This window comes from Seinonella peptonophila (genome assembly GCF_900129355.1).
Lineage (GTDB): Bacteria > Bacillota > Bacilli > Thermoactinomycetales > Thermoactinomycetaceae > Seinonella > Seinonella peptonophila.
In genome coordinates this window covers 802159-822448 of the sequence record NZ_FQVL01000001.1, presented here as the reverse complement: position 1 = coordinate 822448, position 20290 = coordinate 802159, and the positions used below count along the sequence as shown (strand labels likewise).

Below are 20290 nucleotides of genomic sequence, written 5' to 3'. Positions count from 1 at the left end.
AATTCTATCCTATTATAGATCATCATCAAAAGTTGTGCGATAGGTGGAATGAGTTCAAGATGAGATAAAAAATGGTCGTATTTTCCTGTATAATAAGGGGCGAGTTCCCTTGCTTATTCGATATTGATGTTTCTATTTTCCTAGGAGGCGATCAGGTTGAACAAAAATCTAAGCCCATCTGCATTGTTAGAACAAACAAAAGTTATTGCCATTATGCGTGGAGTTGAACAAGAGAGAGCTATTCGCTCTGGAATCGCATTAGCCGAGGGTGGAGTTCGTCTAATAGAAGTAACATTGAATACACCAGATGCACTCAGTATACTTTCTGCGTGGAGGGAGCAGCTACCTTCAGAAGTTCTAATTGGAGCAGGAACCGTTATGTCACCTCAAATGGTACAAGATGCCGTTGCTGCTGGCGCCTCTTTTTTGATTACGCCCCACTTTGATCCAGCGGTAATTGATGCAGCTTTAGAAAGAGATGTAGAGATTTGGCCTGGCGTAATGACCCCTACTGAAGTAGCAGCAGCATTACGAATGGGATTAGAAGTGGTGAAAATTTTTCCAATTGCTCTATTTGGACCTTCCTATATTCAATCGTTAAAAGGACCTTTTGAACAAGTAAAACCAATTGCTGTCGGTGGAGTTACGCCAGAAAATATGCAAGATTATCTAAGGGCAGGAGCAGTTGGCGTTGCGTTTGGTTCACATTTATTTGATCCGCAATCTATCGCAACACAAAATTGGGAGCAGATTAAACAGCGAGCCTCTGGGATCATTCAAAAAGCAAAGGTGTTTTAGGAAGGGAGAATGCATATGATGAAACGTTTGAAACAACTACTTCGTGCCAAAAAGAGTTCCACTTCTCCATGGGCAACGGGGACAAGGATAGATTGGAATTGTCTGGAGTTTTATGCACCTTTTGAGTATGAAGAGGAGATTTATGCGTTAAAGCTAAAGGATATCATTCTGGATACATATACAAACAAAGAATATCAAGCAGTCGATATGATACGGAAAAATTCTCGTTGGGGTGAGGAGTCAGACTTCTTTATCATGCAGGCACTTGACACGGATGATCAATTTGCCTTAGAGCATTCCATTTATGGTTTTGAAGGAAATCGTTATCAAAAAAAATACCAATTTTCTATTCCAGATCAATATTTAAAGGGATATATTGATCTGGAAAATCTGTTTACACCATCAGTTCGTGCTGAGATTCGGAAATTGACCTTACCTCAGCAACCTGGTATTTATTTTTTTTATGATGAAAATCATAGGCTTCTTTATGTGAATCATGCACCGAGTATTCGAGATCGTGTTTATGCACATATAGCTACTGAGACTCGTCAGGATACATTCATGATCAGGCAACAATTTTCATTGCTCAGTTATATGATTTGGGAAAATGAAGCTGAGCGACAAGCGATCGCTTATTTTTGTCGACAGCAAATGCAACCAGAATTTCCAGAAGGTGTCGAGATCGCTTCATCGTTTGATTCAGATTATTCTGTGCTTAAACTCGATATACGGCTTCGCGATTTGCAAAAATATATTCATATCAAAAACAATGATTTCAACCATCAGGAGTGGAAGCGATTTGATTCTTATCTCCGTACCATACCTGAGGAAATGGTGCAGCAAATTGAACATCAGGTGGTAGCGATGCTCTATGAGGAAATGCAGAAACAGATTAAGAGCTCGTGACTTCAGCCATTTTGGAAAATTCATCCTTTAATTGATGGAAATGTTCTCTCAAACTGATAGATGAGTGAGGTTGTTTTTGAAATGATAACAAATGATCTAACAGTAGTGGAGACCATGATAGGTTCATCATTTGTTGCGTAAAGGCGTGAGCTGCAATTTCGCGTACTTGAGGTATCACAATTCTTTGAAAGCGTCTTTGTCTATATTGTTTTGCCAACTTTCGATCAATACGCCCAATTTCTACCTCTTCAAGATGATGAAACCATTCATGGAACAGGTGCAACATATATAATTCCTTAGGGTCAACAGGGGCTAGTTGTTGCCGGAAAAAGCGTTCCATCTGTTGAATTGACGAGCGATAGATGGTAATGCAAGGATGCTTTCCTGTTTGATATTGTGCTCGTACATGTTGATCAGTGGGATGTCGATCTAGGAAACGTACTTGAATCTTTTGTTTTAATAAATGATTGATTAAGTCGGTTAAGTTTGCAAGCGTGGGTCTTCTTTCTACTGCTAGTTTACCCATCCGGATTGCATCTTGAATCAGCTCAGGTAGTTGATCCATTTGGACTGATTCAAGTGTTTGTTCATTTTTCATTTCTTGAAAAGAGAGCACTTCCAGCGGTAAAACGGGACAGAGCTGTTCCATTTTTATGAAACGAAGAGATATATATTTCATTTTGAATGATCCGCCTCTTTAGAAATAGATTATCTCTATTTTGTATGAATGGAACAGCCTATCCTATACCTTTTTTTGTTGGAATTTAATTAAATCCAAAATCCATTCCTTTAAATCGAGAATCCGCAAATGTTTTGGCGGGTGATGTTCTCCAGTAATAATCATTGGAACAAGCGAATCCTGGGCATGCAACGATCCATGTGAAGCACCCCTATGTCGAGGAGAACTTTGGAAAATCATTTCATATCCAGGTTTTACAGTTAAAACCAATTTCGCTACTCCTGGTTCATAAACTCCCCATAACCTTTGTAATACATCAGGATAACGATGATAGATGATTTCCTCACCTTTTAATTCAAGGTCTAAGATCTCATGATTTCCTTGAAGCTGCCAGTTTTGATCATAGCGATCGTAAAATGGCCCATTTTTAGAAAATGAAAATACTCCAGGACGTTCCCCACTCACCACTTGACACGTTTCCTTTTCCCACCATGCAATAAGATCAAAGAAAGGATGAGTTTGTAATTCTCGCGCAAGGGAGGCAGGATCGATCTTTGGATCTAGAATATGAATATAGCTCATTCGTTCGTTAACAGACAGAACAAGTTGATCATTCGCGCGCGGTTTTTTTGATTTTGTGGGCATTAATCGATATTTGGAAAGAAGAATTTCCATGTCCACGAAGGCTTCCTTATGATCAGGTAATGTATCTGTTTGACCGCTGTCACCAAGGATTACCCAAGTGATTTGCTCGACTGCTTCTTCCCAAGAAGGAAAGGCGTTAAGAAGGCGTTGCAATTGTAGATCAGCTTTGTGGAGTCCTTTTGTAACCCATGTCCCTTTTTGATGAATATAATCATCATTTGTAGGAAAATAAACGAGCGTAAAAACAGGAAGACGATTTTGATATAAAAGCGCGAGAAGTTCATTCGTTGAAAAACGGTCGTTTTCTCCATATCGATACCAGGGTTGGCCACCTTTTGAATTTGTACCGATTTGATGCATGGAGCCAAAAGAAAAGACTTCAGGGCCTACTGTTTCAATCTTAGGTGGAAGAATGTTGAGCCATCGAAATAAACGAGGTACCTTTAGCTGATATTTATTAAGCCCTCGATAGATAAACGCCCCTATAGAACCTGTTGGCATGGGAGTCGATTCATGAATGGTTGATACCGAACGGCTGATCAATTGCTGATTTAGACGAATCAAGCTATTTGTCAACACTTCTCGAAAGCCAACTGCTACACTTTCCTTTGCTCCTGTTCCAATATTGATCCATTCTTTTTGACTGCTGTCATAATAACAGAGCCCATAAATTTGATGTTGCTGAGGCAATGTACCTGTTAATAAAGTGGTATCAATGCAGACTGACATAGTAGGAAAGCAACTGACTACCTCTGCATAATATGTTCCATGTTCTTTGAGAAATGCAAGGGCAGGAGCCTTTTTCATTTGAATTGTTTGTTCAACTGTAGAATCCATCAAAGAGTCAATTACAATCATGACAATGGGTTTATATGGTTGTCTGAGCTGAATCTTTCTTGGCGCTTTTTGCTCCAAGTTACGAAATAAATAATAGCCGATTAAGCAAATAATCCCAAGAATGATCAATGTGATGATTGTATACATAAAGCAGGGGCTCCTTTCTTCTTATGTTCAATTTCCCACGGAACCCCTGCTTTTATTCAGCTAGAAAATCTAGCATCTTCCATAAAAACCGTCAAATCCTTGGCAAGCAAATACAAAAATGGTTGCAATGACAAGCAAAAAGATCAACAATCTTTGCCAGCCAGATCTAAATCCATAACCATAGCCATATCCATAACCACAGTTTGTGTTACCCATAAATATTCACCTCCATTGGCTTTCATCTTAAACATATTCAATCACCCAGATATTGGAAAGGCAGATGTCCTAAGATAGATGACTATTTCTTTTAGAGTGTAGACAAACTAATTTTCATCTTCCTAGAAATCAGGCTCTTCCTTGTCATGAAAGGTTTTACTTAGTATGGATATGTCTTTTGTCATGAATTGCTTTTGAAGTGATAAAGATAAAGGGCAGGAGGTGAGACGAGATGGGACGCAAGTGGCATTTACCTAAAATCAATTGGGGACAAGAAGATTTAAGGAAGATGTGGTCGATCCAGTCGTTTCGCCTTTCATTATTAGGAATTCTTGTGATCCCACTTGTCTATTCTTCGATTTATTTAGCTGCATTTTATGACCCTTATAAACATGTCGAAGAATTATCCGTAGCCATAGTAAATGAAGATCAAGGTGCAACTGTAGATGGAAGGAAAATAAATTTAGGCGACCAATTGGTAAGTGAATTAAAAAAAAATAAACATATGAAATGGACATTTATGAATCGAAACAAGATGGAGCAGAGCTTTTTATCTGGAAATTATTATTTGGGTGTGGTCATTCCAAGATCATTTTCTAAACGAGCCGTATCAGTCTCTACCTCATCGCCTGAGCAGAGTGAGATTTTATATTATATAGATCAAAGTCAAAACTATTTAGCTGGTAGCCTTGGAAAAACGATGATTCGCGAATTAGAAGCACAAATTTCTCATGCCATGACGCAACTGTATGTAAAGACGATTTTTCAGCAAATCCGTCGCTCAACTCATCAACTTAACCAAGCAGCTAAGGGAGCAAAAACATTAGCAGAAAAAGGAAAACAAGCAAGCAATGCAGCATTGAAATTAAAAAATGGCACGAACCAATTGATTGTAGGAAATCAGAAATTACAGGCTGGGCTCATGCAATTGACCAGTGGCGTAAATCGGTTGCAAACAGCAACGAGACTTTTGAGCAATGGAGCAAGTCAAGTTGTATTTGGTACCGAATTGGTCGTTTCAAAAGTCCGGCAATTCCAACAACTGATTCATGAAATGAAGAGTCAAATCCAAATCGATCAGGTACCTACCGCTATAGAAAAGCTGAATCAAATAGAGAACGATTCGGCACAAGCAGGTTCATATATACAATTCATAAAAGATCGTTATCCCTTTTTGCAAATGGATGAAAATTTCACTGATTTACAACAAGTTGTAACAAGAATTGAAGTAAGGGGAAAAAGATTAAAGGATCATATGATAAAGGATCGGATCAATCAATTGAAAGAGCGATTACAATTTCAGCTGCAACAACTGGACAAATTAAACCAAGGCGCCAAAAAAGTAGCAATTGGGTTATTGCAACTGAATCAAAAAGTAGGGGAGATGCTGCAAGGAGTCAAGAGTTTAAACAATGGACAACAGCAGTTAGGTGTAGGTTTAACCAAGTTACAAAAAGGATTGACACAACTATATGCAGGGCTTGGTCAGTTGGCAAATGGAGAACATAAGTTGGCAACGGAATTAGAAAAAGGCGTAAAACAAGCAAAAAAAGAACTGGATCATGAGCAAGAAAAAGAAAAGCTCATTTCCAATCCCATTAAAGTGAATCAGAAGCAAGTTCATCAGGTGCCCAATTATGCGACCGGTTTTGCTCCATACTTTATTTCACTCTCTTTATGGGTAGGTGCTATGTTACTGTTCACAGTTACCGATCTATTTCATATTTCAGATACACTGGACGGAAGACCTATCCACTTTTTATCCGTTAGCTGGATCGCAATCGCTCAAGCCGTTATATGTGTCTCTTTTCTACATGGAGTCTTAAATATTAAGCCTAAATTACCTGTATGGTTTTATATATTTAGCATGATAACAGCGATTACTTTTGTTGTGATTAACCAGTTGCTCACGGTTTGGTGGGGGAATGTAGGTCGCTTCCTTTCGATTGTTATTTTGATGCTGCAACTCGCTTCAAGTGGAGGAACCTATCCGATTGAATTACTGCCTAAGTTTTTTCAAAATATCCATCCATGGTTACCCATGAGTTATACCGTTCATGGATTCCGAATGCTTCTTTCAAATGGTGATATCCATCTTTTTACACCAGATTTAGTCAAGGTATTGATATTTTTAGTATCTGCCGCTTTATTGCTTGAGGGAAGTGAGAGATTCCTCAAGCCATGGTGGAATAAGAGAACACCTTAGATAAAGAAACAATTACATAGTTGTCATCTAATAATGATTTTAAATTAGGATTGATTTTTTGTTGAGAAATGATATCATTGTAAATGTAACTAATAACCTGCGAGGTGACAATTGAATGGGTTCAGAAAAGAAGAAGTTGACGACAAGTTGGGGAGCACCAGTAGGAGATAATCAAAATTCAGTAACGGCTGGTTCTCGAGGGCCAACATTAATTCAAGATGTCCATCTATTGGAAAAATTGGCTCATTTCAATCGAGAACGGATTCCTGAACGAATTGTACATGCAAAGGGAGCAGGGGCCCATGGTTATTTTGAAGTGACTAATGATCTAACAAAGTATACCAAAGCCTCCTTTTTATCAGAAGTTGGTAAACAAACGCCTCTTTTTGTTCGTTTTTCAACTGTCGCAGGTGAGCTAGGTTCAGCGGATACAGTACGTGATCCTCGAGGGTTTGCAGTGAAATTTTATACAGAAGATGGAAACTATGATCTAGTAGGAAATAATACACCTGTTTTTTTTATTCGTGACGCAATTAAATTCCCTGATTTTATCCATACACAGAAAAGAGATCCAAAAACACATTTGAAAAATCCAACTGCTGTTTGGGATTTTTGGTCTTTATCTCCAGAGTCGTTGCATCAAGTAACGATCTTGATGTCTGATCGTGGGATTCCAGCGACATATCGACATATGCACGGTTTTGGAAGTCATACATTTAAATGGGTCAATGCAGAAGGAGAAGCTGTCTGGATTAAGTATCATTTTAAAACTGAACAAGGTATTAAAAATCTTGACCCAAAAGTGGCAGTACAAATAGCAGGTGAAAATCCTGATTATCACATAGAAGATTTGTATAATTCAATAGAAAAAGGCGACTACCCCAAATGGAAGCTATATGTACAGATTATGCCTTTAGAGGATGCTAACACATATCGGTTTGACCCATTTGATGTGACCAAAGTATGGTCACAAAAAGATTATCCATTGATAGAAGTTGGACAAATGGTTTTAAATAGAAACCCCGAGAACTACTTTGCAGAAGTGGAACAGGCCACTTTCTCTCCTGGAACTCTGGTTCCTGGAATTGATGTATCGCCAGATAAGATGTTACAAGGACGCCTTTTTGCTTACCATGATGCACATCGATATCGCGTAGGTACAAATCATCAAATGTTGCCTATCAATCGACCACGTACCGAAGTAAACCACTATCAACGAGATGGCGCAATGCGCTTTGATCAAAATGGTGGAGACTCTGTTAATTATGAGCCAAACAGTTTTGATGGACCTACGGAAACGCCTGAAAACAAAGCCCATCAATATGTTGTTTCTGGAGTTGCAGCTAGCGTTGCCTATGATCATGATGACCACTATACACAAGCCGGTGATTTATATCGACTGCTTTCAGAAGCAGAGCGCTCTCGACTAGTAGCAAATATTGCAGCAGCTATGGAGGGTGTATCAAAGGAAGAGATTCTATTACGGCAGATTCAACATTTTTATAAAGCTGATCCTGAATATGGACAACGGGTAGCCCAAGCATTGAATCTGCCGATTCCCGAATAATGCATACTTGAATAGTGATCAATAAAAACCTGACAGTTAGATCAAAACTGATCAGGCTTTTATTTGTAAAAATAATTGTTTAAATTAAAATTAATATGAAGGAGTGTGGATATGAAATTTTCGCCGATTTTATTTTGGAACCGTTTTTAAGAAGGCAAAACAAAGAACCAATCCATCTTCATTAAGATCGAGAGATAGATTGGTTCTTCATTATTAGGCAATAGGTGTGCCATTTTCGATTGGTTGATCGGGTGCAAGTAAAACAACATCTCCTTCTGAAGGGACTCCGCCGAGAATAAGCACCTCAGATTGAAAACCAGCAATACGCCTTGGGGGTAAATTGACCACTGCAACAACTTGTCGCCCGATCAATTGTTCTGGCGTATATCTCTTTGTAATTTGGGCTGAAGAACGCTTAATCCCTATTGCACCAAAATCAATTTCTAACTTTATAGCTGGTTTACGTGCGTCTGGAAAAGGTTCTGCTTTGATAACTGACCCAACCCGGATATCAAGTGTTAAAAAATCATCAATTGTTGCCATTGATCCACCTCATTCTATCACTCATTCTAATACTCGATCATAGATAAGAGGATCATCGGAGTCAATCATCTATTAGAATGCTGGAACAATGGCTCCTTTATATTTCTGCTTGATAAATTGTTTTACTTCTGGTGAATTTAAAGCTTTTGCTAGCTTTTGAATAGCAGGATCATTTTGTTTTGCTTTTGTTGTTGCAAGGATATTTACATATGGAGAATTTTTATCTTCAATAATCAAACTATCCTTTGTTGGATTTAATTTTGCTTGTAGGGCATAGTTTGTGTTGATCACGGCAAGATCAACTTGATCAAGAACTCTTGGGAGCATTGCTGCTTCTAGTGGTTGAACTTTTAATTGTTTAGGATTGCTCACGATATTTCGTTCGGTCTTATTTCCGTTACGATTATCTAACTTGATGATGTTATTTTGGTCAAGAAGTAATAAGGCACGAGTAAGATTGCTTGCATCGCTTGGAACTGCCACTTTAGCACCAATAGTGAGTTGTTCAATCTTCTTTATTTTTTTGGAGTATCCGCCGAGTGGTTCAATATGCACGCCCGTTACTTTCACTAACTGAAAATGCTCTTTTTGATTTGCTTCTTCCATATAAGGAACATGTTGAAAGAAATTCGCATCTGCTTTCCCTTCATTTACAACTTTATTTGGGATCACATAATCTTGAAAGACTTTGATCTCTAAATGAATTCCTTCTTCCTGCAAAATCGGTTTTACATGTTCTAAGATTTCTGAGTGGGGAACTTGCGATGCTGCTACTGTTAAAATTTGTTCTTTTTTAGCTGTATTTTGATTGCAGGCTATTGCGGTAAGTACTAAGATCGCCAATAGTATGATTGAAAAAAACTTTTTCATTCGGAATAGCTCCTTTTGATATTATCTTTTGTCTATATGTTTACTCATCCAATCTCCAATTCCTTGAACAAGCTGAACCAAAATAATTAAAATAATTCCACATATGAATAGCATTGAATCATTATAGGCTTGGAAGCCAAATCGATAAGCTGCGTCACCAAGTCCACCACCACCTACGATTCCAGCCATCGCGGAAAAACTGATTAACGAAACACAAGTAACGGTTAAACCGGAGATGATCGATGGTAAAGCTTCGGGAAGAAGAACTTTTCGAATAATGGTAAAGTGAGAAGCCCCCATTGATTGAGCTGCTTCCATTACCCCCCGGTCAATTTCGCGAATTGCCGTTTCGACCATTCGAGCAAAAAAAGGCGCAGAGCCTGCGATTAAGGGGATTGTAGCTGCTGTAGAACCTAGGGAAGTGTTCAGAATAAAGTTTGCTACTGGAAAAAGAAATAGAACAAGTACAATAAAAGGGACAGCTCGAAAAATATTAACAATCAGACTCAGTGTCGATTGAATCAATGGCTGTTCCCAGAGATGTCCTTTTTCAGTGATAACAAGCAATACGCCTAATGGAATTCCGAACAAAGCAGCAAAAAGAGTCGAGATACTAACCATGTAAAGTGTTTCCAAACTTGCTTGACCAATCAGTGCCCAATCAACATCTGCTAACAAGATAATCCCTCCTCATTTGCAGATTGAAGAATGGACTTCACTGCAGTAATATCCTCAGATTTCCCTTGAACTCTAAAAGAGATAACCGGCTGATGCACATTTAAGTTTCCAGGAAGAATTTGCAGATGGACAGGGTGTCTCGAAATTAATTGTTGAATGGAATTCCAGTTGCGAAGATCATACAAATGAATAGATAAAACCTCTTCAACATGATCAACACTTTTAAGCTCATTTGTTACCAATCGTTTCGTAATTGGATGTTTTGGGTTGCTAAATAGTTCCTCGACTGTTCCTTCCTCAATCACTTTTCCATGATCCATGACGGACATCTGTCGACAAATAGATTGAACGACACTCATTTCGTGAGTTACGATGACTAGGGTAATCCCAAGTTCTTGGTTAATCTCTTGCAATAGCTTTAGAATGGAGCGTGTTGTCTCAGGATCAAGGGCAGAGGTGGCTTCATCGCAAAGAAGAACTGATGGGTCGTTTGCGAGGGCTCTAGCTATGCCGACTCGTTGCTTTTGTCCCCCAGAAAGCTGTGAAGGATAATCATCCGCTTTTTCTGTTAATCCGACTCTTTCCAGTAGATAGTCTACTTTCTTATTCAATGTTGCTGGGTCCACATCCGCAATTTCGAGAGGAAAAGCAATATTTTCTCGTACTGTTCGCGACCAAAGCAGATGGAAATGTTGAAAGATCATGCCCATCTTCTGTCGTCTGCTTCGAAGTTGAGTATCAGCTAATTGAGATATTTCTTGATCTGCGACGAAAACCTGACCTTCTGATGGTTTTTCTAAACCATTAATCATGCGTAGCAATGTGCTTTTCCCAGCTCCGCTAAATCCGATAATGCCGTAAATGGTTCCTTCAGGAATGGCTAAGGAAACACGATCCACAGCTATAGTTGACTTTTGCTTATCTTCGTATCTTTTACTCACATGATGAAATTGGATCATTGATTCACCACCTTGCTAGGCAAAATAAAAACCCTCACACAAGAAGAATGTGAAGGGAATCTTTTCGGACTGATGTCACCTTCTCTCATCTTGCAGGAATTGGCACCTTTTCTATATGAGATGGTTGCCGAGGTATCAACGGGCCTGTCCCTTCACCTCTCTGGATAAGAGAACTTACTTTATTTAATTGCTGACTACTCCTAGCATATTACCATGTTTTAATTTTAACAGTCAATAGAATATAGATTCCATTAATTGGGCGCCATGTTAAGTTGGCTACGTCACTGTATGAAACTCCACTTGGTACTTCGATGGAAGACGAATGATTACCAGTTCAATTGGATTTATATGATTTTCAGACTGATGAAAAACCGAATGAGCGAGTGGAGAGGTGACCGGCAAAGCTTCATTTCGGGCGCAACTTAGCGGAATGGCAGCTGAAGCGGCATTTTCCTTTCGGGCAAACTGTTCGAGTCTCCGCAGGCTGATGCCGAAGGAGGCGAGTTTTGCCCCGCCGCGAAGGCTGACAGAACGCGGACAGACCCACATCTTTGCTAGCCCGGGTCGGAGCGTCGCCGTGAACCACGATCACGAGCCGCCGATCACGCGTCTTTGTCTACAAGCTGTTATATGATTTTTATTGTGTATTCTATTATTTTTGCTCTTTGTGATATATTTGGGAATAAAAATATTGGATCAGGAGAATTTAGCATGAAAAAAATTTTATTTTGCATGGCATTACTTCTGTTAGCAGGATGCCAGAGTAGCCCACAAACAAATGAAAAGAATAAAGAGCAAACTGTCCAAAAAGCAGTTCAATCTGAGCAAAAAGATAATCAATTATCGAAGGAACAACAATTACTCAAACAGATTACGCAGAAAGCGGAAAAAGGGATTCTGTATGGCGTGGAAAAGTTTCCTATCGGTACCCCTGTAGAGACAGTGCTGCATACATGGGGGACACCTGAAGGTGGAGACCCTGGATATTTAGATTATAAGTTAGGGCATCAATGTGGTCTTGTTGCAGCAGATACCAAACAATTAACTGGAATTACATCTTATCACGCAGATCTTTTAAAATTAACAGCAGATCAGGTAAAAAAAGTACTTGGACAACCAGAACCAGATCAAAGCGAAACTAGTTTAAATGGGACCAAATCATTACTCTATAAAATGGGCAAATACCGACTCTTCTTCTATTATAGCAATAATCAAATTACGAACCTTTATCTTGAAGAAATAAAAAATTAAAGATATACTAAAATGAATATGTGAAATGGAGGCATTCATATCCATGAAAATGGCAGTCTTTTTGATCGTTATTCAATAATATGTAATTGAATAACACTTTGCTTGAGAACCTGAGAAGCAGGCTTATTTGCGTTTGCCATTTTTCTAGCAATGATCAATGGACTATCATCAATCATCATTTTCAATGTATTTATTCAACTGAAAAATAAGTCGTGATGATCCTTAGAAGGTTCATCACGACTTTTTTTGTTGAATAAAAATAGGAGGATATGTATGAATATCTATTTTGCATCTGTTTTGCCTGGGCTAGAAATGATTTTAGTAGATGAAATCAGTAAAAAAATAAACCCTGTAAAAATTGTTAATGTAAATAGAGGAAAGGTGTTTTTTTATACCAATCAGTCCACCAAAGTATTATTTACTCTGCGAACGGCAAATGATTTATTTCAAGTAATTGACCAAACAGAGATTGGATCACATAAAAAACATTTACTCGATGTGGAGAAATGGGTCTCAAATTTAGATTTCTCCCTTTTTAGAGGAGAGAAAACTTTCCGCGTTAATGCTAGTCGAAAAGGGAAACAAACTTATAGTCGTTTTGATTTAGCTGATGCTGCAATGAAAGGCATACAAAAGAAAAATCCACGATGGAAGATAGGAGCACCAGAAAATCATCAAATTGAATTTCGCCTTGATCTTGAAAATGAACTGGCAACTTTTTCACTGCGATTAACAAAGGCCGATTTTCGTTTTCGTACGAAGAAAAGAGATTTTATGCCCGCTGCACTCTTACCTACGGTTGCACATGCAATGGTGTGGCTTTCACAACCTCAATCGACAGACTTGGTCGTTGATCCTTGTTGTGGTTCAGGAACACTGCTTGCTGAACGTTTGGATTATCCAGTTCGGCAAATGTTTGGGGGAGATATTTCGACGAAATCGATTCAAGTAGCACGTCGGAATTTAGGAAATCGAAAGGTTAAACTAAGCGTTTGGGATATTCGTAAATTACCTCTTGTAGAAGGGAGCATAGATACGATTATTTCTAATCTTCCATTTGGAAAACAAATTGAAACAAGAGAAAAAATGGAGGAATTTCTTCGTAAAGCGATGATTGAAATGAGCCGCGTGTTGAAAGCTGGTGGGAAAGCGATTTTATTAACAACTAATCCTGAACAAATTTTGTTATTGGCAAAGTCACTTTCCTTATCCTGCGATCAGACCTATCTACTAAGTTTAAAAGGATTATTGCCAACATTAGTCGTCTTAAAGAAAGATAAGGAAGCATGACTTTTGGCATGGGTAACAACGTTTTTTATGAAGAGTCGCATATTTTTTCTATCCATTGGTTGATGTGGAATAAGGTTTCTTTTGGTACTATTACACTGAACAATGCCCTATGAACTTCAGCGATTGTCGAAGCGATAGTCTTCTTGGGCAATTTGATAGAAATATAAAAATGTAAGGGGAGAGCTAAAGCGGTGAGAGATCATCTATTCATGTCATATCGAAATGAAAAAGGGCTGATGTGGACTGGTTTGTTAGGTATTTTAATAGGTTTGCTATGTATTATTTTCTATCTTGCTTTTGGAAATGTAATTCCACCCGAGGGGAAATGGACAAAAGCGATCACTTTTGATCTAGCAATTTCTGTCTTTGCAATTACAACAGCTTTGTTATTACCTTTTGTGCAATTGAAACCAAAGCAAAGAAAATGGTTTGTCTATCCTCTGATTGCTAGCTTTTTGATAGGCTATTTGATCGAAACGATTCAAAATGCCAGAGGGTTTGATCCTCGGTTTACTAAGGCAGGGATGCCTTTTGATCAAATGATCAGTCTTAGTCTAGGGATTGACTCGTTAATCATGATTATTTGTCTTGTTTATTTAATGGTTCTTATTTTTAAACAAAAGAATAATTCAAATAAACTAATGCTATTATCGTTGCGTTATGGTTTCATGTCGATTATGGCAGCGCTTGTCTCAGGGATTTGGATGATTGCCTTACAAGGTCGGATCACTTCATTACATGTCGATGTCATGCCGCTTCATTTTGTGGGGTTTCATGGATATCAGGCAGTTCCGATTATCGGATGGCTGTTAAGTTTTGCCAATCTCCCATTGCCGCGAGCAAAACGAAGAATTCATATCGGGGGAATTGCTTGGTTAGCAGTATGGTTTTTTCTATTATTGCAATTTACCTTTGGATATCCACTTGAACAACCGACAGAGTGGATGCTCTTAGCCGGTATATCACTTGCTATTTGGTTATGGGTTACATTTTATAGCTTGAGCGATTATGTAAAGAATCGTCGTCTGAATCAAGGAGAAGCTCATGTTGATTAATTATTTATATACACTGGCAAGCCTTGCCGTTTTTTTCTGGTTATTGTTGATATTGCTGCCAAAATGGAGCTTAACTAAATGGATTTCTAGTAAATTGGTTTTTCCGTTTTATCTTGCAACGCTTTATACGATTGGCATAATTTCTGTTGTTTTAGATAGTGGATTTGGTTTTGTACAGAATTTTAATTCTGCGGATGGTGTGATTCATTTATTGTCGAATCCTCAATTTGCCCTACTCTGCTGGATTCATATTCTATGTTTTGACCAAGTGATTGGGCATTACATTTATCAGGATAACATGAAAAATCGTTATCTCCCTTTGTTTATTCAATCGATCTTGCTCTTTATCACTTTGATGCTTGGTCCATTGGGCTTCTTAATTTATGGTTTCGTAAAGGGATTGCGAAAATGGAAAAGAACTGATGAATCGAACGATAGATCAAGAGATTTTGATCGAGTTTGAGTGCAAACGCTCTCTAGAATTCTGCTTGTGATAGAAAATGAAACAACGATATAATAAGGCTATTATTGATGATAACGGAATCAAAGTAGATTTATATAACGTGAATGAAGTGAGGAAGAGAAAAGCCTTTCTGTGTAATAAACAGAGAGGCTGTTCCTTTTTCATAAAGGAGGGAGATTGATTGATCAAATGGCGAAAATTATTAGAGTCACCCTATCAAGCATTAATGATGCTACGTTTAGTGGCAATGGTTCTAATGTTAAGCGCATCATTATTTGATTCTAGCATCCAGTTCATCGTAATGAGTAGCATTCTATTTTTCGTGGTTGGTTATTTTTTTATCTTGTATATGAAGAAGAGACATTGGATTATTTTTTTGCTTGAGTTTGTGTTGATTGTGATGATTGGTTTTTATGTGCAAGATATTAATGTTTATATGCCAATCAGACTACTGATTGGACTAGTTGGTTTAGGGCTTTTTCTCTATTATGAAGGCAAACTGCTCTATATTAGTTGGGCAATCATAACGATCATTTTAATAATGATTGACATGTTGATTCAGGATCAAGAGTTAAGCAAGCTGTTAATCGATTATTCGTTTATTATATTTGCAAGTGTTACAGGAGGTCTTATTCGCTATGCATATTTGATGAAAAATCGTTATCAAGAACTTTATCAAAAGCTCGAAAACTCTTATCAAAAATTACAAGAGTATGCTGAAACAATTGAACATTTAGCGATTGAAAAAGAAAGAAATCGAATATCTAGAGAAATACATGACACAGTCGGTCATGCTGTTACAGCACTAATATTTCAATTAGAAGCTGCTAGAAAACTAATTGATAAAGATTACAAGAAAAGTACCGAAATTATGAAAACAATTGAAGACCTTGCTCGGTCGATTTACCAAGAGATTCGCTTTTCTATTGAAGAGAATGATATAAGCGATTGGGAAAATCTGAGTTTATCTACATTGCTTGAGGAAGTGGTGCAAGAGTTTGCCAAAATGACTCAGTTAAAGTTTTCATTTCAAGTTTTTGGTGAAGTTCCAAATCGATTATCACGAGATTTTAAATTTAGTTTATATCGAATTTTACAAGAAACATTAACCAATGCGAAAAGACATGGATATGCTCATCATGTTGCAATTGAGTTGAGTTGTTTAGAAGAACAGGTTCAACTCGTGATACAAGATAATGGTGTCGGAGCGGATGAGTTAAAATTAGGATTTGGCTTGACGAATTTACAGAAAAGAGTAAATGAGATGGGAGGGGAATGTAACTTTCAAACAAGTAAAGGAAGTGGCTTTCGCACTGAAGTCATCATACCCAACCTAAAAGGAGTGATCGCACATGATTCGGATTGTGATCGCAGATGATCAACGTTTGATGCGAGAAGGTTTAACGATGATCTTTGATCTTGAACAAAGTTTACAAGTAGTAGGACAGGCGTCAAATGGACTAGAAGCATACGAATTAGTGAAGAAAGAGAAACCAGACGTGGTTTTGATGGATATCCGTATGCCTGTGATGGATGGGGTTGAAGGGGCAAAGAAAATATTAGCTGAGTTTACAGAAGTAAAAGTCTTGATGTTAACTACTTTTAATGATAAAGAATTAATACTTCGAGCTTTAGAAGGAGGTGCTAAGGGGTATTTATTAAAAGATATGCCGTCTGATGCCATTATTCAAGCTATTCACAGCGTCAATCGAGGTGGAGTAGTGATGCAGAGCGAGGTGACCAAGCGAATTATTGATGAACTAAGAAAACATCACCAATATCAGTCAAAGGTAGAGCGCGAAGAACAAAAGAAAATCTCACATTTAACAATTCGTGAAAAAGAAGTATTAAGTTTATTGGGTAAAGGATATAACAATAGAGAGATCGGTGAAGAGCTATTTATTAGCGAAGGAACTGTTAAGAATCACATCTCTGCCATTATTCGTAAACTTGATCTGCGTGACCGGACGCAAGCCGCTATATTTGCGATTAAATCAGGATTATCGTAAGAAACCTAAGGTACTTATTTATGTAATTTAAATAGAATACAATTTATTTTAGGGATGGTTTATTATGAAAAATATCTTCATTCTAATATTGCTATTACTATCCGGCTTTGGTTTAAGCATACAAGGAAGTATCAATGGCACACTAGGGAAAACAGTTGGTCCAATCCAGGCTGCATTTGTTTCATTTTTGGTAGGGAGTTTTAGTTTATTGCTGGTTCTTTTGTTTATTGGCAAAGGAAATCTTTGGGAAGTAATCCATGTCCCCAAGTGGCAGTTATTGGGTGGAGTGATTGGCGCTATCTATATTACCGTCCTCACGATTGCAGTGCCAAGAGTTGGGATTGGAATTGCGATTGTATCGGTTATTATAGGTCAGATTACGATGAGTATGGTAATTGATCATTTTGGATGGTTTCAAAGTACGCAAGTGATGTTTAACCAACAAAGATTATGGGGTATTGCTTTTCTAATTTTAGGACTTATATTTATTTATCGCTCGTCATGACAAAAACGAATCAGAAGTGAATTGAGGTGGATGTTACATGATTTTATACCGTGATCAGTTAGTGGAACGAACAGAAATCCATATCGACATTGAAGACCGCGGCTACCAGTTTGGTGATGGGGTATATGAAGTGATTCGTGTATATCATCAGCAACCTTTTTATTTAGATGCACACTTAGAACGTTTGAAAAGAAGTGCAGAAGCAATTGAAATAAATTTACCTTATGGTTTCAATCAATTAAAAGTGAAATTAGCGGAATTGGTTGCACAAAATCAGTTAGTGCAGGGAAATGTTTATTTGCAAGTAACACGTGGAGTTGCTTCGCGTACGCACCATTTTCCGGTAAAAAGTGAGCCTATTTTAGTCGCATACACACAACAGAACGATCGTCCCATTCAGGCTTTAAATAAAGGGGTTCATACTGTTACCACAGAAGATATACGTTGGTTACGCTGCGATATTAAGAGTTTGAATCTACTTGGGGCAGTATTAGCGAAGCAGAAAGCAGTTCAGCAACATGCACATGAGGCGATTCTAGTAAGAGAGGGTGTCGTGACTGAAGGTAGTTCCACCAACCTCTTTATTGTTGAAAATGGCCAATTGTTAACACATCCAGCCAACCACCTTATTTTACATGGAATTACAAGACAGATTGTCATCTCCATCGCAGAAGATTTGCAAATCCCAGTGAAAGAAACCCATTTTTCTAAAGAGCAGTTATATCAAGCGGATGAGTGTTTTATTACAAGTACAACAATGGAAGTGTGTCCTGTGATTCAAGTTGATGATCGAGAAATAGGTCGAGGACAACCAGGTAAAATAACGAGAAAACTACAGAATGCTTTTTATCAACTAATAAGCTGATATCCAAAGCCTTAATGAATCCATCTGCCCAATTTCAAACTGAATATAGAGAGGTTTCAAACATGCGGGAAGATAAGAAACGATTCATTATAGTTGCTGGCGTTTATGGTGCTGGTAAGACAACTTTTATTAAAGAAGTATTACAACCCTATTTTCAAAATCAAGTTATCTATCTTTTACCAGATGAAAAAATTGCCGCGTCTGGTTTTGAGAGTGGGATACCAGCATTTCATTATCAAGTGATTGAACCTATGATTCGTCATCATATCCTCTTAGGTGATTCTTTAGTATATGAGACTACGTTGACTTCATTGCTGGACCGAATCACCATGCCTGGGGATCAAATCGGATTAAATGATTATCTCGATCAGATGCCATCTGATATACGCCGACTTGAATTGGCGATTAAGCAACACTATGATGAGACAATCCTATTTTATTTAAGTTTAGGAACCCCTGAACTTCACGCATCTTTTGTGAAAGAGAGGAGCGTAACCCAAGGAACTCCTCAGATCGAAATGAGATATATTCAAAATCGTTTTCGTAAGTCACATCGTAACCTAAAACGAGCAATTAAGCTTGTTGATCATGTTTACCTAATTGATAATTCAAAGAAGACGTTTTCGCTTTTTTGTAAGCTCGAAAAGCAACAAATCGTATATTCCAAGAAGCCTCCGGTAATTTTCACTGAGATTCTCAACAATTTTACGCATATCGATTTTTCAAAGTCGGATCGATTATTAGAGCTACTTTTAACCAGAAGTAATAAAAAGATGTAAGAAAGAGTTCAGTCTATTCATGCTATCAGATAATTGTATTATACAAAATATAATTGAAATTATTTGACTGAACTATTTGTTTGAATTAAAATAATAGTGTACCAATATTTAATGAGGAGGTCTTCTACTTGGAAAAAGAGAAGGAAAAAATCTTGTATGAAGAACCGAAAGTCATTAAAGAAGGTGAACTGGAAGAAGTAACAGGTGGTTTTGGTGGTCGGTTAATCGATGGCTATGATGGACAGTGGGTATAAGGAAAGATTGATAGTAGAATACCATAGACCTTAGCATAACAGGGTCTATGGTATTTTCTTGAAAGGAGTTTTTGATGAAATATTATCAAAGTCTAATTTCAGGTAAATCGGTTTTCTATCTGCTACCCAAACCGCGTTTCAATATAAAAATAAGAATAATCCTATTTGTTTGGAGAATGGTGAGTCGTTTTCAGAAAAAGGGTGGACAGGCTACATTACAACAGGTCGATAAAATATCAACCCAGTGGAAGTTTTCATTTGATAGTGAAGTAGAGGAATATTTGTTTGCTAGAGAAATGAATCTTTTTGTCCAACGTTTGATTAATCTCAGACATCGTAAAGCGCTTTGCCTAGAACGAGCCTCTATTATATGTGGTGCCTTGCGATTATTTGGTTTACCAGCTCAGGTCGTAATTGGCCGAAAACGTTCCATGACGGCGATTAGAGGGTTTGAATTTCATGCTTGGGTTGTTGTAAGTAAAAATTATAATTTACAAATGAGTGCGCTGGATGAGATGTATGTTGTGCAAAATCGTCAACAAATCCGTGAATTATTGAGTCATTCTTTCTTAGTTGAGGCTCAGATTATTGACCCTGATCGATTAGCAAAAGTCTTAAAGAGCAGCAGAAAAACTGCAACACTTGCAATTGGGATCGTCCTTTGCTGTATGGTAGAAATTTGGTTGCAGAATTTGTCTAGAAATTTAGCGAAGCAAGAAGTAAATGGAGGGATCAATCATTTACTGTAGACAGAAAGCGATCATCGAG

Annotated in this window: 22 protein-coding genes and 1 riboswitch; of the genes, 15 read left to right on the top strand and 7 right to left on the bottom strand. The window is 37.8% G+C overall.

Annotated features, from left to right (window positions below):
* Positions 1-156 precede the first annotated feature (156 nt).
* Both BUB71_RS03950 and BUB71_RS03945 read left to right on the top strand, forming a co-directional pair.
* Positions 157-798 carry a bifunctional 4-hydroxy-2-oxoglutarate aldolase/2-dehydro-3-deoxy-phosphogluconate aldolase gene (locus tag BUB71_RS03950; RefSeq protein WP_084731025.1) on the top strand — a complete coding sequence of 214 codons (642 nt, stop codon included), beginning with the start codon at positions 157-159 and terminating at the stop codon, positions 796-798.
* A 15-nt stretch (positions 799-813) separates the two neighbouring features.
* Positions 814-1704, top strand: a complete 891-nt coding sequence (locus tag BUB71_RS03945) for a GIY-YIG nuclease family protein (RefSeq protein ID WP_139278966.1) — start codon at positions 814-816, stop codon at positions 1702-1704.
* Here the strand turns inward: BUB71_RS03945 and BUB71_RS03940 are convergent.
* The 3 genes from BUB71_RS03940 to BUB71_RS19395 form a co-directional block, all read right to left on the bottom strand.
* A complete protein-coding gene (locus BUB71_RS03940) occupies positions 1691-2383 on the bottom strand; it encodes a hypothetical protein (protein WP_073152296.1) in 693 nt (230 codons plus the stop codon). The two genes, BUB71_RS03945 and BUB71_RS03940, sit on opposite strands and share 14 nt — an antisense overlap.
* Positions 2384-2446: 63 nt before the next feature.
* Positions 2447-4012 carry an alkaline phosphatase family protein gene (locus BUB71_RS03935; RefSeq protein WP_084731023.1) on the bottom strand — a complete coding sequence of 522 codons (1566 nt, stop codon included), beginning with the start codon at positions 4010-4012 and terminating at the stop codon, positions 2447-2449.
* A gap of 69 nt (positions 4013-4081) precedes the next feature.
* Positions 4082-4228 (bottom strand): hypothetical protein, encoded by a 147-nt coding sequence (locus BUB71_RS19395; protein WP_175552274.1) that lies wholly within the window; start codon positions 4226-4228, stop codon positions 4082-4084.
* 232 nt (positions 4229-4460) lie between these two features.
* Here BUB71_RS19395 and BUB71_RS03930 point away from each other — a divergent pair, with 232 nt between their 5' ends.
* Together BUB71_RS03930 and katA are read left to right on the top strand one after the other, a co-directional pair.
* A complete protein-coding gene (locus BUB71_RS03930) occupies positions 4461-6434 on the top strand; it encodes a YhgE/Pip domain-containing protein (protein WP_073152293.1) in 1974 nt (657 codons plus the stop codon).
* Positions 6435-6549: 115 nt separating this feature from the next.
* The gene (katA, locus tag BUB71_RS03925; RefSeq protein WP_073152289.1) at positions 6550-8001 is read left to right on the top strand and encodes a catalase KatA; all 1452 of its coding nucleotides are present in this window, start codon (positions 6550-6552) and stop codon (positions 7999-8001) included.
* Positions 8002-8214: 213 nt separating this feature from the next.
* Here the strand turns inward: katA and csaA are convergent, their stop codons facing one another.
* The 4 genes from csaA to BUB71_RS03905 all read right to left on the bottom strand — a co-directional run bounded on the left by csaA (position 8215) and on the right by BUB71_RS03905 (position 11051).
* A complete protein-coding gene (gene csaA / locus BUB71_RS03920) occupies positions 8215-8544 on the bottom strand; it encodes a chaperone CsaA (RefSeq protein WP_073152286.1) in 330 nt (109 codons plus the stop codon).
* A 72-nt stretch (positions 8545-8616) separates the two neighbouring features.
* Complete coding sequence (locus BUB71_RS03915) at positions 8617-9414, bottom strand: MetQ/NlpA family ABC transporter substrate-binding protein (protein WP_073152283.1); 798 nt, start codon at positions 9412-9414, stop codon at positions 8617-8619.
* A 21-nt stretch (positions 9415-9435) separates the two neighbouring features.
* Positions 9436-10092: a methionine ABC transporter permease gene (locus BUB71_RS03910; protein WP_245815510.1), complete on the bottom strand. Its 657-nt coding sequence runs from the start codon at positions 10090-10092 to the stop codon at positions 9436-9438.
* Positions 10086-11051, bottom strand: coding sequence for a methionine ABC transporter ATP-binding protein (locus tag BUB71_RS03905; protein ID WP_073152277.1), 966 nt, complete (start codon positions 11049-11051; stop codon positions 10086-10088). Before BUB71_RS03905 ends, BUB71_RS03910 begins: the two co-directional genes overlap by 7 nt.
* Before the next feature lie 82 nt (positions 11052-11133).
* Positions 11134-11222: riboswitch (SAM riboswitch) on the bottom strand.
* A gap of 540 nt (positions 11223-11762) precedes the next feature.
* Here BUB71_RS03905 and BUB71_RS03900 point away from each other — a divergent pair.
* From BUB71_RS03900 to BUB71_RS03855, 11 genes are all read left to right on the top strand, one after another.
* Entirely contained in the window at positions 11763-12302 is a 540-nt protein-coding gene (locus BUB71_RS03900) for a DUF4309 domain-containing protein (RefSeq protein WP_073152275.1), read from the top strand.
* Between the two features lie 273 nt (positions 12303-12575).
* Entirely contained in the window at positions 12576-13592 is a 1017-nt protein-coding gene (locus BUB71_RS03895; protein WP_073152271.1) for a methyltransferase domain-containing protein, read from the top strand.
* A gap of 191 nt (positions 13593-13783) precedes the next feature.
* Entirely contained in the window at positions 13784-14647 is an 864-nt protein-coding gene (locus tag BUB71_RS03890; RefSeq protein ID WP_073152268.1) for a hypothetical protein, read from the top strand.
* The gene (locus BUB71_RS03885) at positions 14637-15110 is read left to right on the top strand and encodes an ABA4-like family protein (protein ID WP_245815509.1); all 474 of its coding nucleotides are present in this window, start codon (positions 14637-14639) and stop codon (positions 15108-15110) included. Before BUB71_RS03890 ends, BUB71_RS03885 begins: the two co-directional genes overlap by 11 nt.
* A 181-nt stretch (positions 15111-15291) precedes the next feature.
* Positions 15292-16488, top strand: a complete 1197-nt coding sequence (locus tag BUB71_RS03880; protein WP_073152265.1) for a sensor histidine kinase — start codon at positions 15292-15294, stop codon at positions 16486-16488.
* Positions 16463-17119, top strand: a complete 657-nt coding sequence (locus BUB71_RS03875; RefSeq protein WP_073152261.1) for a response regulator — start codon at positions 16463-16465, stop codon at positions 17117-17119. The genes BUB71_RS03880 and BUB71_RS03875 overlap by 26 nt, the downstream gene beginning before the upstream one ends.
* 64 nt (positions 17120-17183) lie before the next feature.
* Positions 17184-17624, top strand: coding sequence for a DMT family transporter (locus BUB71_RS03870; protein WP_073152258.1), 441 nt, complete (start codon positions 17184-17186; stop codon positions 17622-17624).
* Between the two features lie 37 nt (positions 17625-17661).
* Entirely contained in the window at positions 17662-18489 is an 828-nt protein-coding gene (gene dat, locus BUB71_RS03865; protein ID WP_073152254.1) for a D-amino-acid transaminase, read from the top strand.
* A 62-nt stretch (positions 18490-18551) separates the two neighbouring features.
* On the top strand, positions 18552-19268 hold the full coding sequence (locus BUB71_RS03860; protein WP_073152250.1) for a hypothetical protein: 717 nt from the start codon (positions 18552-18554) through the stop codon (positions 19266-19268).
* 128 nt (positions 19269-19396) lie between these two features.
* Positions 19397-19522 carry a hypothetical protein gene (locus BUB71_RS20165; RefSeq protein ID WP_281248171.1) on the top strand — a complete coding sequence of 42 codons (126 nt, stop codon included), beginning with the start codon at positions 19397-19399 and terminating at the stop codon, positions 19520-19522.
* Between the two features lie 74 nt (positions 19523-19596).
* Positions 19597-20271, top strand: a complete 675-nt coding sequence (locus BUB71_RS03855) for a transglutaminase-like domain-containing protein (protein ID WP_073152247.1) — start codon at positions 19597-19599, stop codon at positions 20269-20271.
* Positions 20272-20290 lie beyond the last annotated feature (19 nt).